Here is a 14,144-nt window from a genome sequence, read left to right on the forward strand (position 1 = left end):
TTTCCACAAGGACGATTTCCATGCTCAAACCCTCCCTGTTCCTGGCCGCGCTGAGCGCGGCGGCTGCGATGTGCGCCACCACCCAGGCCGCCGTGCTGACCGAAAAGAATGTCTCGCTGGAGGACGCCCGCCACGTGGCCGACGCCGCCGTCGCCGCCTGCCTGGCCAAGGGCTACAACGTGAGCGCCGCCGTGGTCGACCGCGCGGGCGTGCTCAAGGCCTTCGCGCGTTCGGACAACGCCGGTCCGCACACGGTGGATGGCAGCCGCCTGAAGGCCTACACCTCGGCCTCGGCCAAGGCGCCCACGCTGGCGATCATGGAGAATGCCCAGAAGAATCCCGGCGCGGCCAACCTGACCGACATGCCGGGCTTCCTGCTGCTGGGCGGCGGCGTGCCGATCAAGTCGGGCGAAACCGTGATCGGCGCGCTCGGGGTGGCCGGGGCCCCGGGTGGACATCTGGATGCGCAGTGCGCCGATACGGCGTTGCAGGACAACGCGGCGCGGTTCAAGTAAGCCGCGGCGCCTGCCCGCGGGCGATCGCAAGGGCGCCGGATCATGTCGTGCGGCAGGCGGAGGGGAGCTCATGCGCGCATGGCCTCGGACAAGCGTCTTGACGGGTCCTGCTGAAATAAGCCGAGCGCTCGTCCCCCTGCGGCTGCGACTACCGCGTGGCGCCGCGATGCGGCCTCAGCCCCGCATGCGGCGCCTGCGCCATCAGCACCGTCCCGCTGGTCGATTCGGTGCAATACAGCGTGCGGCCATCCTTTCCGCCGAATGCGATATTGGTCGTGGACATGCCCGTCGGGCTGCGCCACACCTGGATGGGCTCGGCCCGCGGATTCAGCAGCCACACATAGCCCAGTCCGGGGTTGGCGACGATGACGTTGCCTGCCACGTCCACCGCCAGTCCGTCGGGGCCGCTCGGCCCGTACGACGTGAAGAACTGGCTGACCTTGCTGACGCTGCCATCCGGCAGCAGCGGCACGCGCCATACGCAGTTGCCGCGCGTCACGGCCACGTACAGCACTTTGCCGTCGGGCGACAGCGCCACGCCGTTGGGGCTGGGCACGTTCGACAGCAGTTGATCGAGCTGGCCGTTCGGGCGCAGGCGGTACACGCGGCCGGTGGGATCGTGCAGGCCGGTCTGGCCCTGGTCGGTGAAATAGAGATTGCCCTCGGCATCGAAGACCAGATCGTTCACGCCCTTGAAGCGCTCGCTGTTGCGGCGTTGCAGGTAGGGCGACACCTGGCCGGTGGCGACGTCCAGCGTCATCAGGCCGTTCTTGTAGTCGGTGATCAGCAGGCGCTGGTCATCCAGGAACTTCATGCCGTTGGGCTCGCCGTCGTATTCGGCCACCAGCGTCCATTCTCCCGAGGGACCGACGCGGAAGATGCGGCCCCACGGGATGTCGGTCACGTACAGGTTGCCGGCGCGGTCGAACACCGGTCCTTCCAGGAACGAGTCGGCGATGGCGCCGCCACGATTGGCGTCGGCCCAGGCGCTGGGCTGGGCGCGGCGCAAGGCCGCCGGCATGGCAGAGAACACGGAGAATTCCGTGACCTGGGGGGGATTGAGCAGGAACATGCGGGTCCTTGTCGTGGCGGCGCGCCGTGGGGGCGGCGCCGCGTGAGGTTCAACGTGCCTCGAAACCGGTCTTCTCGCTGACCGATTTCCACATGGCGGAGCTGTCGCGCAGGATGCGCGCGAAGCCGGCCGAGTCGACCTGGCGCGGGTCGGCGCCCATGCTCTGGGCGAATTCCTTCATGTCGGGGGCATTCATGGCGGTGGCGACTTCCTTTTGCAGGCGGGCCAGCACCTCGGGCGGCGTGCCCTTGGGCGCCCACAGGCCCGTCCAGTTCACCACGCCGAAGTCCTTCACGCCAGCCTCGGCAAAGGTGGGAACGTCCTTCAGCACGGGCAGGCGCTGGTTGCCGCTGATGGCCAAGAGGCGCAGGCTGCCGCCCTTGACCGCGCCCATGACGCCGGTGGTGGAGGCGAACTGGAAGTCCACGACGTTGCCCAGCACGGCCTGCGTGGCCTCGGCGGCGCCCTTGAAGGGCACGTGCATGAACTTGACGCCCGTGGCCTGGCCCAACCCTTCCGCCGCGAAATGCGGCGTGGTGCCGGGGCCGCCCGAGCCGTAGGTAACGGTGCTGGGGGCCGCCTTGGCGCGGGCCACCAGGTCGTCCAGCGTCTTGTACGGGCCGTCGCTTTTCACCACCAGCGCCATGGGCGCGAAGATGAAGGCCGAGACGGGCTGCAGGTCGGCCCCGTGGTCGAACGGCAGCTTCTTGAAGATGAACGGCAGCAGGGAGTAGGTGGTGTCGTTGGCCATCAGCGTGTAGCCATCGGCGGCGCTGCGGGCCACCTGGCTGGCGCCGATGGTTCCGGTGGCGCCGGGCTTGTTCTCGACGATGAAGCTCTGGCCGGTCTGCTCGCCCAGCTTCTGCGCCATCTTGCGCGTGGCCACGTCCACCGCGCCGCCGGGGCCGTAGGGCACGACGATGCGCACGGCGCGCTCGGGCCATTCGGCATGGGCGGCGGCGGCGCCCGCCAGCAGCAGGGTGGCGGCCAGGGCCTGGGCAAACAGGGGCACGCCGCATGCGGTCGGATTCTTCTTCATGTGTCTCTCCTTTGTTGGAATAGTCAGGCTCATTGCGCCTGCAGATCAAGAGCGCGCGCCAGGGCGCGGTAGTCGGTGATTTCCTGTGTCAACTGCCGGCCGAAGTCGGCGCCGCAGACCGGGCGCGGTTGCATGCCGAGCGCCTCCAGGCTCTGGGCGGCGGCGCTGTCCCGCGCGAAGCCGGCGGCCACCTGGGACAGCCTGGCCAGCGCCGGCGCGGGCGTTCCCGCGGGCGCCAGCACGCCATACCAGGCGTCCGCGCGGTATCGCTTCACGCCGGCCTCCTCGAAGGTGGGCACCTGCGGCAGTTCGGCCAGCCGCTCGGGCGCGGCGACCGCCAGCGCCCTCAACTTGCCGGACTGCAACTGCGGCAGCACCGAGCCCAGCGTGGCCAGCGAGCTGTCGACCTGTCCGCCCATGACGTCCGTGATGGCCTGTGAGGCGCCCTTATAGGGAATGTGGTTCATCGACGTGCCGGTCAGGCGCAGGAATTGCGCGCTGGCGAAGTGGCCCGAGCTGCCGGTGCCCGGGGTGGCATAGGTGCGCTTGCCGGGCTCGGCCTTCAGTTTGGCGAGGAATGCCGCCAATGTGTCCGTGGGCATCGACGGCCCCACCACCAGCACGGTGGGGCTGACGGCCACGGTGCATACCGGGGCGAACGAGTCGCGTGCATCGAATTTCACTCGGTCGCCGTACAGGGCCGGAATCATCGTGTGGTTCGTCGCGCCCATCAGCAGGGTGTAGCCGTCGGCGGGGGCCTTGGCCACGGCCTCGGCGGCCAGGATGGTATTGGCGCCCGGTTTGTTCTCGACCACGACGGCCTGCCCCAGCGACTTGGCCGCGTAGGCGGCGAAGGCTCGGGCCACCACATCGGTCGGGCCGCCAGCAGAGAATCCGACGATGATGCGTATCGGACGGTCGGGGTAGTCGGCATGCGCGGCTGGCGCGGCGGCCGCGAGCCATGCCGCGCACAGCGAGGGAAGAAGGGCTTTCATGATGGATGTGTTTCCTTGTCCTGGGCGGCCTTCAGTCGCGCTTGATGCCGGAGTTGGCCAGCACCGTCTCGGCGCGGCGCATTTCGTCGGCGACGAAGGCGCCGAACGCCTGGGCCGACGAGCCGATCGGCTGCGCGCCCAGCTCCTTCAGGCTGGCCTGCAGCGAAGGATCCTGCATCGCCGCGCGCAGCGCCTGTTCGAGCTGGCCGGCGATCGCATCGGGCACGCCGGCCGGCGCGAAGATGCCGTTCCATTCATAGACCTCGTAGCCCTTCAGCCCCGTTTCCGCCACGGTCGGCAGGTCGGGCAGGGCATCGACGCGCGCGCGTGACGTCGTGGCCAGCGCGCGCAGCTTGTTGGCCCTCACCAGCGGATACGACGCGGCCATGTTGCTGAACATCATGTCCACCTGGCCGCCGACCAGATCGGTCAGCGCGGGCGCGCCGCCCTTGTAGGGAATGTGCGTGATCTCGATGCCGGACTGCTGCGCGTAGAGTGCCGCCGCGATGTGCTGGGCGGTGCCGTTGCCGGGCGAGGCATAGTTGACGTGGCCCGGCTGCTTGCGCGCCGCCGCGGTCAGGTCGGCCACCGTTCTGTAGGGCGAGTCGACGGGCACCACCAGCAGATTGGGCGTCAGGCTGACCAGTGTCAGGGGGCGGAAGTCACGCTTGCTGTCGTAGCTCAGCGAGGGATACAGGATGGGATTGACCGCGTGCGCGGTGGCGTCGTACAGCAAGGTGTAGCCATCGGCATTGGCGCGCGCCACGGCGGCGGCGCCGATGGTGCCGCTGGCCCCCGGCTTGTTCTCGACCACGATCTGCTGGCCCAGGCGCTGGCCCAGCTTCGCGGCCACCAGGCGCGATTGCGCGTCGGCCGCGCCGCCGGCCGAGTAAGGCACCACCAGGGTGATGGGGCGTTCGGGAAAAGCGGCTGTGGCGGCGCCGGCGGCGGTGGCCAGGGCAAGGGCGGCCAGGGTCCTGTGCAGGATGTGCATGAGTTTGTCTCCGTGTGTTCTAGGTATTGCCGGCCTCGGCGTTGCGCCGGGTCCGGAGGCAGAAGAAAAAGGACGTGAGGGAAATCCTGGTCAGACGGTGGCGATGGGCGTCGCCGGTGAACCGACGGCGCCCGGCAGCCGCAAGGGCGGGGCGGTCAGCAGGAAGCGGCTGCGGTGATGCGCGCGCAGCCAGCGCGCCAGCGGCGTCAGCCACCACAGTTCGCCCAGGTGGATGCCGTTCTTGAACAGGCAGTGTTCGTGCAGCGGCAGGCGCGGTCCGCGCAGGGGTTGGCCGATGCCGCCGAAGCGAACCGGCTGCACCAGTTCAACGGCGGGGTTGTCGGCGATCAGGCAGGCCAGCTTCGACTCGACGATCCATGACAGCAGCCGTGCGTCGTTGCCGTCCAGACCGCTGCCGGTCGCGTGCAGATGAGCCACGTCCGGTTGGCGCTTCATGGCCATCAGCGTGCCGCCGAAACCGGTGTGCAGGCACACCATGTCGCCGGGTTCCACCGTGACGCCATCGGCATCCATGATCGCCATCAGTTCCGCGTAGCCGACGGCATGGCGCTTGCGCCCCACATGGTGTTCCAGGTCGATCATCACGGCCCGTCCCTGCACGCCGTGCTCGGCCAGGTTCTCGATGCCCAGCGCGTCGGCGCGCGGTTCGGGAAAGCGCGCCCAGTCCGCCGGCGCGTCGGGGTCTTCGTGCGCGGCGTGCAGGTGCTCGCCGGCGCGATAGCCGTTGTAGAACACGGCCTCGGCCTGCCCGTCGCCATCGGCGTCGAAGCGGCTGCCCATGTGCGCCAGGCTGTCCCACTGGGTGGAGTACTGCGTGTTCATCAGCAGCACGTCGTCGCAGACCACGTCGGTCAGCGCCGGATCTTCATCCGCGTACGACCAGCAGAAGCCCTGCGCGCCCGCGCTCTTGCCGTCGCGCAGCGTGGCGTAGCGGCGCGGCGGCAGCCGGCGCGGATTCAGCGCCATGCCGCCTGGCACGTCCAGGGGCAGCGACAGGCAGAACGTCAGGCCCTCGGTGACCTCGGCGATGCCTTGCAGCGTCTTGCCGCCATCCACCAGATTCATGCGCCCCAGTTGGTCGTCGGGGCCGAATTCGCCCCAGTTGCCGCCGGCGGGCGCGTGTTTCCATCGTTGTGCCATGTCGTCGCTCCATCAGGCCGGGTGGGCGATGCCCAGCACGTCCAGCACGTTGCGCGCGGCGCCCACGCCCATGCCGATGTAGGCTTCGGGCGTCACGCCGCCGATGTGAGGGCTGAGCAGGATGCGCGGCTCCTGCTGGAAGGGGTGGCCGGCCGTCATGGGTTCGACGGCGAAGCTGTCCAGCCCGGCCGAGCCGACCTGGCCCGAGCGCACGGCCTGCAGCAGGTCGGCTTCTTCGATCAGGCCGCCGCGCGCGGTGTTGACGAGGATCACGCCGGGCTTGCACAGGGCCAGCGTGCGGGCGTTGACCATGCCGCGGTTGTCGGCCGTCAGCGGGCAGTGCAGCGAGATGGCGTCCGACTCGCGCCAGATCGCGTCCAGGTCCACCAGCGTGACGCCGTCGCCGGCATCCTTGGCATAGGGATCGAAGCCGACCACGCGCATGCCCAGGCCTTGCGCCATGCGCGCCATGCGGCGGCCGATGGCGCCCAGGCCGACCAGGCCCAGCGTCTTGCCGGCCAGCTCCACGCTCTTGTGCGTGGACTTGTCCCAGTGGCCGGCGCGCATGCGCGCGTCCAGCGATACGACCGACTTGGCGCAGGCCAGCAGCAGCGCCAGGGCCTCTTCGGCGACCGCGCCCGCGTTCACGCCGACCGCCGCGCGCACTTCGATGCCGCGCGCCGCGGCGGCGGTCCTGTCGATGGTGTCCGTACCGCTGCCGTGCTTGGAGATCACGCGCAGCGAAGGCGCGGCCTGCATGGCGGCTTCCCCGACCTTGCTGTAGCGCACGATGATGCCGACCGGATCGTGCTGGCGGCACAGGGCCACGATGTCGTCTTCGGAAGGCGTCTTGCCCGCGTACACGACGTCGAAATCCTGTAGCAATGCCAGCGCCTGCGGCGCGAGGTCGTTGGCGGTGACGAGGATGACCGGCCTGGGGCCGGAGGAAGCGGCTGGGCTCACAGCGATTCTCCTTCCTTCAGCACGCCGGCCGTGCGCAGGGCGGCGGCCAGCCACTTGGCGGCGGTGTCGCCGCCCTTGATGGCTTCGATGCGGGCGGCCTCGTCGCGCACCTTCTTCTCGGCGGCGGGCAGCAGGCCCTCGATCTTCTCGCGTTCGACCACGACCACGCCATCGTTGTCGCCGATGATGAAGTCGCCGGGTTGCACCGTGACGCCGCCCACGCTGACGGGATGGCCGATGCGGCCGGGCACGTTCTTGGTGGGGCCGTTGGGGTTGGTTCCGGCGGCGAACACCGGGTAGTTCATCTCGATGATCTCGATGCTGTCGCGCGCCGCGCCGTCCATGACCACGCCGGCCAGGCCGAGCTTCTGGCAGGCGGTCATCATGATGGTGCCCATCAGCGCCGAGCTCAGGTCGCCCTTGCCGTCGATGACCAGCACGTCGCCGGGCTGCGCCAGCGAGATGGCGGCGTGGATCATCAGGTTGTCGCCGGGGCGCACTTCGACCGTGAAGGCCGTGCCGGCCAGCTTCATGCCGGGATGCAGCGGACGGATGCGGCCGCTAAGGGCGCCGCGGCGGCCGGCCACGTCGGCCAGGATGGCGGGTTGCAGTTCGGCGGCGCGGGCGACGATCTCGGCGGGCACGCGGGGGAAGTTCTTGATGATGTCGGAGTGGCTCATGCTGGTTTCCTGGTCGGGGTTGCGGTGTTGCTGTCTGGAAGGGATCAGGGCTGGATGCCCGCTTTGCGTATCAGGTCGCCCCACTTGGCGTAGTCGGCGCGGCGCAGGGCGTCGAGGTCTTGGGGCGAACCGCCGGCGACGGTGATGCCCAGCTTGTCGGCCAGCGCGGCCACGTCGGGCGTCTTCAGCGCCTGGTTGATGCTTTGGTTCAGGCGGGCCACGACGTCGGCGGGCGTGGCGGCCGGGGCGAACACGGCCTGCCATTGCTCGACGACGAAGTCGGCGTAGCCTTCCTCGGTCATGGTGGGGGCGTCGGGCAAGGCGGGCAGGCGCCTGGCCGAGGTCACGGCCAGCGCGCGCAGCGAGCCGGCCTGGATGTGCGGCAGCGCCGCGGCGATGGGCGCGAACATGAAGGCGACCTGCCCGGCCAGCGTGTCTTGCAGGGCGGGGGTGTCGCCCTTGTAGGGCACGTGCAGGAAGCGCGCGCCGCTTTGCTGGCGCAGCAGTTCGCCCTGCATGTGCAGGATGGTGCCGGTGCCGCCCGAGGCATAGGCCAGGCCATCGGGTTTGGCCTTCGCGGCCGCGACCAGGTCCTTTACCGTGCGGTACGGCTGGCGCGCGTTCACCACCAACACATGCGGAATGGTGCCGATGGTGACGACCGGGGCGAAGCTCTCGACGGGGTCGTAGTTCAGCCGGGCCATCATGTGCGGCGCGATGGCCTGCGGACCGATCGAGGTGCCCAGCAGGGTCAGGCCGTCGGGCGTGGCGCGCGACACGTAGGAGGCGCCGATGGTGCCGGTGGCGCCGGGACGGTTCTCGACGATGACGCGGGTGGCCAGCAGCGGATCGAGCTGTTGCGCCAGGGCGCGGCCCAGCACGTCGGTGCTGCCCCCGGGGGGATACGGCACGACCCAGGTGATGGGCTTGCCGCCGGGCCATCTGTCGGCGGCGCGGACAATGCCGGTGAGGCCGGCCAGGCACAGGGCGCTTGCGCCCGCCAGCGCGCGCCGGCGGGAAGGGGAGTGCAGTTCGTTCACATTGTCTCCGTGTTGTCGGGGCCCGTCGGCGTGAAGCCGTAGAGCCTTTCTGGATTGGTGACCAGGATCCGCCGCAGCGTGGCGGCGTCGCCGGCCCAATGGGCCAGCCGGTCGAGTTGTTCCGCGTCGTCGGGCATGGGATGACGGCCCGCCGAGGCCGAGGCATGCGGCCAGTCGCTGCCCCACACCACGCGGCCGGGCGCGGCGTCGATGTAGCCGCGTGCCAGCGGATCGAGGCGCGCATCGCTGGCATCGCCCGTCTCGCTGACGATGTACCCGCCCGACAGCTTCATCCACGCGCGACCATCGCGAAGCAGCGCCAGCAGCAGGGCATGCGCGGGATGTTGGAAAGCCTGGCGCGGGGGGATGCGCCCCAGGTGGTCGAACACCAGCGGCGCGGGCAGGCGCGCCAGGCGCTCACCGGCCCGCGCCAGCAGGTCGGGCGGCATCAGCAACTGCACGTGCCAGCCCAGCGGCGCGATGCGCTCGGCCAGCCGCTCGGCGTCATCGAGGGTATTGGTGACGCCCAGCGACAGGTTCAGGCGGATGCCGCGCACGCCAGCCGCGTGCAGCGCCGCGAGTTGCGCATCGCTTTCGCTGCCGTCGATGACGGCCACGCCGCGCGCGTCATCGCCCATCCGCTGCAGCGCAGCCAGCATCGGCCGGTTGTCGTTGCCATAGGTCGATGGCGTGACCAGCACGGCGCGCCGCGTGCCCAGGCGTTGCTGCAGGGCGCGGTATTGCGCCACGCTGGCATCGGGCGGCAGTAGCGCCGCGCCCGCAACCGCCGGATAACGGCTGTCGTAGACGTGCAGATGGCAATCGCAGGCGGGCGCTGGAACGCGGGTGCGCGGCGTGGCGGTGCCCGTGGTGTAGGCGAGCGGCATGGTCGAGCGGGGCGGGAGGACGAGGGTCAGTCGATACGGGCGCCGGCTTCGCGAACGATGGCGCCCCAGCGGATGCGCTCGTCGTGGATCAGTTGCCCGTAGGCCTGGGGCGTGCTGCTGCGCACGGCCGCGCCTTGTTCCTGGAAATGGCGTTGCGTCTCGGGCGACTGCAGCGCGTCGTTCAATGCCTTGTTCAACTTGGCGACGACGTCGGGCGGCAGCTTGGCGGGACCGACCAGTCCGAACCACGTCACGGCCTCGAAGCCCTTGAAGCCGGACTCGGCGAAGGTCGGCACGTCGGGCAGGTCCTTCGTGCGTTGCGCGGACGTCACCGCCAGCGCGCGCATGCTGCCCGAGCGGATATGGCCGATCAGCGTGGGCACCGACGACATGTACATGTCGATCTGCCCGCCGATCAGGTCGTTGGCGCCCTGTGCCGCGCCCTTGTAGGGGATGTGGGTCAGCTTGATGCCGGCCGCTTTCTGGAACTGTTCGGTGGCCAGGTGCGCCACGGTACCGCTGCCCGAGCTGGCGTAGTCCAGTTCCGTGGGTTTGGCTTTTGCCGCCGCCACCACGTCGGCCAGCGTCTTGAAGGGCGAGTTGGCATTGACCACCAGCACCAGCGGCGCGTCGGCGACCAGGCCGATCGGCGTCAGGTCGCGCTCGGGGTCATACGGCAGCTTGGGGTACAGCGTGGGATTGATCGCCAGGTTGCTGGTCTGGCCCAGCACGATCGTGTGGCCGTCCGGCGCGGCCTTGGCCGCGAGGTCCACGCCGAGGTTGCCGCCGGCGCCCGGGCGGTTTTCCGTCACGATGTTCCAGCCGGTGTCGGCGCCGATCTTGATGGCGACCTGGCGGGCCAGGGCATCGGTGCCGCCGCCCGGGGGGAAGGGCACGATCAGGCGGATGGGCTTGTCGGGATAGGCCCAGGCGGGCGAGCCGGGCAGCATCAGGGCGAAGGCGGCGGCCGCCGCGGCGGCATAGCGCAGGACTTTCATGGTTGTTGTCTCCGGGTGTTGTTTTGGTGTGTCGGCGCATTGTGGTCTCGTGTTCCGTCCAATACAATGCCGTTTCGTATAACGAGACATGTTCCGGCATATGGACGATATCGAAGAGAAAGGCGGAGCCGCTGAGGAGGGCGTCGTGGCGGTCCGCCGCGCCATGCGCATCCTCGAGGCGTTCGGCATCCAGGACTCGGCGCTGTCGCTGGCCGAGCTCAGCCGGCGCACGGGTTTCCATCGCTCCACCGTGCTGCGGCTGGCGCGCACGCTGGCCATGGACGACTACCTGGCGCAGCGCACCGACGGCACGTGGCGGCTGGCGAAAGCGGCGGGATGGCTGGGCGCCTGTTACCAGGCCACCTTCAACGTGCACGACATCGTCGAGCCCGTCTTGCGCGAGCTGTCGATCAGCACCGGGGAAAGCGCCACGTTCTACGTGCGCGAAGGCAACCAGCGCATCTGCGTGGCGCGTGTGGAGGGCGCACGTTCCATCCGCCATCACGTGCGCGTGGGCGCGGCGTTGCCCTTGCATCTGGGCAGTCCCGGGCGTGTGCTGCTGGCGTTTTCCGGCGAGGCGGGCGAACCGTACGAGTCGGTGCGGCGCGCGGGCTACATGATGTCGCTGGGCGAGCGCGATGCCGAGGTGTCCAGCATCTCGGCGCCGGTGTACGGCATCAACTGGACGCTGATGGGCGCCATGTGCATTTCAGGGCCTATTTCGCGCCTGAACGAAGCGGTGTTGCTGTCGCACAAAGAGACCATCCTGGCCGCGGCCAGCCGCCTGTCGCGCGGCATGATGGGGGCGCGGCAGGCGGGTTGATCCGCCCGCGCTTCGCGGGCGCGGGCGGGCAAGGCTCAGTGCCGCATGTCTGCCTGGATCAGGTCCGCCACCCTCGCCGCCGTCACGCCCGACAACGTCCATCCCAGATGGCCGTGGCCGGTGTTGTAGTAGACGCCATCACGCCTGCCGCGGCGCACGCGCGGCATCATGTCCGGCATCATCGGCCGCAGCCCTGCCCAGGGCACGACGCGCGAGGTATTCATCGAGAAGTTGGCGCGCGTCCAGCGCACCAGCGGTTCGATGCGGTCGGCGCGGATGTCGCGGTTTTCGCCGTTGAATTCCGCCGTGCCCGCCACGCGGAAGCGGTCGCGGCCCAGGCGCGAGGTCACGATCTTGGCCTTTTCGTCGAGCAGGCTGGTCCAGGGCGCGCCCTGCACGCTGGCCTCGTCGTCCAGGTGCACGGTGATCGAATAGCCCTTGACGGGATAGACGTTGACGCGGTCCCCCGCCAGGGCGGCCAGCCCGCGGCTGCCTACGCCGCCGCAGATGACGATGGCATCGGCCTGCAGGGATTCGCGGTCCTTGCCGCCGGACTCCGGCGCGGACATGTCGATCCGCACGCCGCCCTGCGCGAAATCCAGTCCCTCCACTTCGCGGCCATACAGGAAGCGCGCGCCCTTGCGTTCGGTGGCCTGGGCCAGCCCGCGCGTGAACTTGTGGATGTCGCCGGTGGCGTCCGATTGCGTGTAGAAGCCGCCGAAGTACTGTCCCGTCAGCGAGGGTTCGATCTGGCGGATCTCGTCGGCGGTGACCTCGTGGCGTTCCAGGCCGCCTTGCTGCAGCAGGGCATTGCTCTTGCGCGCGGCCTCGAAGCTCTTGCGGTCGTGATAGAAGTGCAGGATGCCGCGTTTCTCCAGATCGAAGTCCACGCGTTCCTGCTCGGCCATGGCGAAAAGATGGCGCCGCGCCTCGATGGCCAGTTGCGTGGTCAGCACGGTGTTGTCGCGATACTTGCGGATGGCCCACAGGAATTCGGCAAGCCAGCTGTACTTGTGCCACGAGGGCCTGGGGTTCAGCAGCAGGGGCGCATCCGGCTGGAACATCCAGCGCAGGCCTTTCAACAGCGTGGCGGGCTGGTTCCAGACCTCGGCATTGCTGGCCGACAGTTGGCCGCCGTTGGCGTAAGACGTTTCCATGGCGGCATAGGCGCGCCGCTCGACGACGGTGACGTCGTGGCCGGCCTGGTTGAGCAGATAGGCGGTGGTGACGCCGGTGATACCGGCGCCCAATACGGCAATGTGGGCCATGATGGACCTCGAACAGGATAGGGCAACGGCCATGTGGCCATCGCACCCCATCTGTCTCGGTACCTGAGAGCTTCAACCGCGTGCGTACGCGGCATCCCCTTCGGTGGGCGCGCACGGCGCCACTCTCCAGATCGTCTAGCCTGCGCAGTCCTGGTGCCTGAGAGTTTCCGGGGCGGTTGCTCCGTCGGCGCCGGCCTGGTGGGGCCGGACTCTTCTGCGTGGCGTTGCTTCGACGGGCACAGGATAGCTGGGGGCTGGGAAGAAAGGCAAGCACAAACGCCTGGCGTCCGTGCTCGCCTGTTGCGGCGTTACGCCACGGTGTTCAGCGTGTCGCCCACGGCATCGAACAGCCGGTCCAGGTCCGGGCGTGCCGTGTTGAAGGGCGGCCCGAACTGCAGCGTGTCGCCGCCGAAGCGCACGTAGAAGCCTTTTTTCCACAGGGCCAGGCCCGCTTCGAAGGGACGAATGGCGGGGTCGCCGTCACGCGGCGCCAGCTGGATGGCGCCCGACAGGCCGGCATTGCGGATGTCGACCACGTGCCTGGCCTGGCGCAGCCCGTGGATGGCCTGCTCGAAGTAGGGCGCCAGTTCGGCGGCCTGCTGGATCAGGTTGTCCCGTTCGAGCAGTTCCAGCGACGCCAGCCCGGCGGCCGTGGCGACGGGGTGCGCGGAGTAGGTGTAGCCATGCGTGAACTCGACGGCATGTTCGGGCAGGTCCTGGCCCATGAACGTGTCGTAGATCTCGCGGCTGGCAACCACCGCGCCCAACGGTACAGCGCCGTTGGTCAGTTGCTTGGCGAAGTTGGCGATGTCGGGCGTCACGCCGTAGTGCGCTGAGCCGGTGGTGCTGCCCAGCCGGCCGAAGCCTGTGATGACCTCGTCGAAGATCAGCAGGATGCCGTGCTGCCGCGTGATCTCGCGCAGGCGTTCCAGATAGCCTTTGGGCGGCACGATCACGCCGGCGGAACCGGCCAGGGGTTCGACGATGACGGCGGCGATGTTGCTCGCGTCATGCAGCTCGATCAGCTTGAGCAGTTCGTTGGCAAGCTCCACGCCACCGGTCTCGGCCTGTCCTCGGGTGAAGGCCAGACCGGGCTGCAGCGTGTGGGGCAGGTGATCGGCGTCGATCAACTGGCCGAAGGCCTTGCGGTTGCCGCCGATGCCGCCCAGGCTGGTGCCGCCCATGTTGACACCGTGATAGCCGCGTGCGCGGCCGATCAGCTTGGTCCTGGATGGCTGGCCTTTCACGCGCCAGTAGGCGCGGGCCAGCTTCAGCGAGGTGTCGGCGGCTTCGGAGCCGGAGTTGGTGAAGAACACATGGTCCAGGCCATCGGGCATCAGCCCGGCGATCCGCTCGGCCAGCTGGAACGATCCCGGATGGCTGAACTGGAAGGCGGGCGCGTAGTCCAGCGTGCCCAATTGCCGGGCAACGGCATCGCGGATTTCCACGCGGTTGTGGCCGGCGCCGCAGGTCCACAAGCCGGACAGGCTGTCGAAGATCCGGCGGCCATGCTGGTCGATCAGGTAGGCGCCGTCCGCACCGACGATCAGCCGCGGGTCTTTGTGGAAGCTGCGGTTGGCGGTGAAGGGCAGCCAATGGGCCTTCAGGTTCAGGCCGGCGGCGGTAGGTAATACGGAATTCGTGGTGTCCATGTCGGTGCGTCCTACTGAGTGTTCCGTGGCGGGGATTTCCTGACATTGTGGCGACGG

The 14,144-nt window shown here is 69.2% G+C and carries 14 protein-coding genes and 2 riboswitches; of the genes, 2 read left to right on the forward strand and 12 right to left on the reverse strand.

The window, feature by feature from the left end:
• The first annotated feature begins 20 nt into the window (after positions 1 to 20).
• Complete coding sequence (locus A7W11_RS11165; RefSeq protein WP_066411760.1) at positions 21 to 515, forward strand: GlcG/HbpS family heme-binding protein; 495 nt, start codon at positions 21 to 23, stop codon at positions 513 to 515.
• Positions 516 to 663: 148 nt separating this feature from the next.
• On the opposite strand, the gene A7W11_RS11170 is transcribed toward A7W11_RS11165, so the two are convergent.
• The 10 genes from A7W11_RS11170 to A7W11_RS11215 form a co-directional block, all read right to left on the reverse strand.
• Positions 664 to 1,587 carry an SMP-30/gluconolactonase/LRE family protein gene (locus A7W11_RS11170; RefSeq protein ID WP_066411761.1) on the reverse strand — a complete coding sequence of 308 codons (924 nt, stop codon included), beginning with the start codon at positions 1,585 to 1,587 and terminating at the stop codon, positions 664 to 666.
• Between the two features lie 49 nt (positions 1,588 to 1,636).
• Positions 1,637 to 2,626 carry a Bug family tripartite tricarboxylate transporter substrate binding protein gene (locus A7W11_RS11175; protein WP_066411764.1) on the reverse strand — a complete coding sequence of 330 codons (990 nt, stop codon included), beginning with the start codon at positions 2,624 to 2,626 and terminating at the stop codon, positions 1,637 to 1,639.
• Between the two features lie 29 nt (positions 2,627 to 2,655).
• The gene (locus tag A7W11_RS11180) at positions 2,656 to 3,621 is read right to left on the reverse strand and encodes a tripartite tricarboxylate transporter substrate binding protein (RefSeq protein WP_066411768.1); all 966 of its coding nucleotides are present in this window, start codon (positions 3,619 to 3,621) and stop codon (positions 2,656 to 2,658) included.
• Positions 3,622 to 3,652: 31 nt separating this feature from the next.
• Positions 3,653 to 4,615: a tripartite tricarboxylate transporter substrate binding protein gene (locus A7W11_RS11185; protein WP_066411771.1), complete on the reverse strand. Its 963-nt coding sequence runs from the start codon at positions 4,613 to 4,615 to the stop codon at positions 3,653 to 3,655.
• Between the two features lie 90 nt (positions 4,616 to 4,705).
• Positions 4,706 to 5,776 carry a cyclase family protein gene (locus tag A7W11_RS11190; protein ID WP_066411776.1) on the reverse strand — a complete coding sequence of 357 codons (1,071 nt, stop codon included), beginning with the start codon at positions 5,774 to 5,776 and terminating at the stop codon, positions 4,706 to 4,708.
• 12 nt (positions 5,777 to 5,788) lie between these two features.
• Positions 5,789 to 6,739 carry a hydroxyacid dehydrogenase gene (locus A7W11_RS11195; RefSeq protein WP_066411778.1) on the reverse strand — a complete coding sequence of 317 codons (951 nt, stop codon included), beginning with the start codon at positions 6,737 to 6,739 and terminating at the stop codon, positions 5,789 to 5,791.
• Positions 6,736 to 7,419 (reverse strand): RraA family protein, encoded by a 684-nt coding sequence (locus A7W11_RS11200; protein WP_066411781.1) that lies wholly within the window; start codon positions 7,417 to 7,419, stop codon positions 6,736 to 6,738. The genes A7W11_RS11195 and A7W11_RS11200 overlap by 4 nt, the downstream gene beginning before the upstream one ends.
• A 44-nt stretch (positions 7,420 to 7,463) precedes the next feature.
• The gene (locus tag A7W11_RS11205; RefSeq protein WP_066411785.1) at positions 7,464 to 8,459 is read right to left on the reverse strand and encodes a Bug family tripartite tricarboxylate transporter substrate binding protein; all 996 of its coding nucleotides are present in this window, start codon (positions 8,457 to 8,459) and stop codon (positions 7,464 to 7,466) included.
• Positions 8,456 to 9,346, reverse strand: a complete 891-nt coding sequence (locus tag A7W11_RS11210; protein ID WP_066411788.1) for an amidohydrolase family protein — start codon at positions 9,344 to 9,346, stop codon at positions 8,456 to 8,458. Before A7W11_RS11210 ends, A7W11_RS11205 begins: the two co-directional genes overlap by 4 nt.
• Positions 9,347 to 9,372: 26 nt before the next feature.
• Entirely contained in the window at positions 9,373 to 10,344 is a 972-nt protein-coding gene (locus A7W11_RS11215) for a Bug family tripartite tricarboxylate transporter substrate binding protein (protein ID WP_066411790.1), read from the reverse strand.
• 100 nt (positions 10,345 to 10,444) lie between these two features.
• On the opposite strand from A7W11_RS11215, the gene A7W11_RS11220 reads away from it, so the two are divergent.
• Complete coding sequence (locus A7W11_RS11220) at positions 10,445 to 11,167, forward strand: IclR family transcriptional regulator (protein WP_235816846.1); 723 nt, start codon at positions 10,445 to 10,447, stop codon at positions 11,165 to 11,167.
• 35 nt (positions 11,168 to 11,202) lie between these two features.
• Here A7W11_RS11220 and A7W11_RS11225 read toward each other — a convergent pair whose 3' ends face one another.
• Positions 11,203 to 12,435, reverse strand: coding sequence for a D-amino acid dehydrogenase (locus A7W11_RS11225; protein WP_066411795.1), 1,233 nt, complete (start codon positions 12,433 to 12,435; stop codon positions 11,203 to 11,205).
• A 49-nt stretch (positions 12,436 to 12,484) separates the two neighbouring features.
• A riboswitch (glycine riboswitch) is annotated at positions 12,485 to 12,567 on the reverse strand.
• A 3-nt stretch (positions 12,568 to 12,570) separates the two neighbouring features.
• Positions 12,571 to 12,662: riboswitch (glycine riboswitch) on the reverse strand.
• Positions 12,663 to 12,743: 81 nt separating this feature from the next.
• The gene (gene aptA, locus A7W11_RS11230; protein ID WP_066411796.1) at positions 12,744 to 14,087 is read right to left on the reverse strand and encodes an omega-aminotransferase AptA; all 1,344 of its coding nucleotides are present in this window, start codon (positions 14,085 to 14,087) and stop codon (positions 12,744 to 12,746) included.
• Positions 14,088 to 14,144: the final 57 nt, after the last annotated feature.

Source organism: Bordetella ansorpii (assembly GCF_900078315.1).
Lineage (GTDB): Bacteria > Pseudomonadota > Gammaproteobacteria > Burkholderiales > Burkholderiaceae_B > Bordetella > Bordetella ansorpii.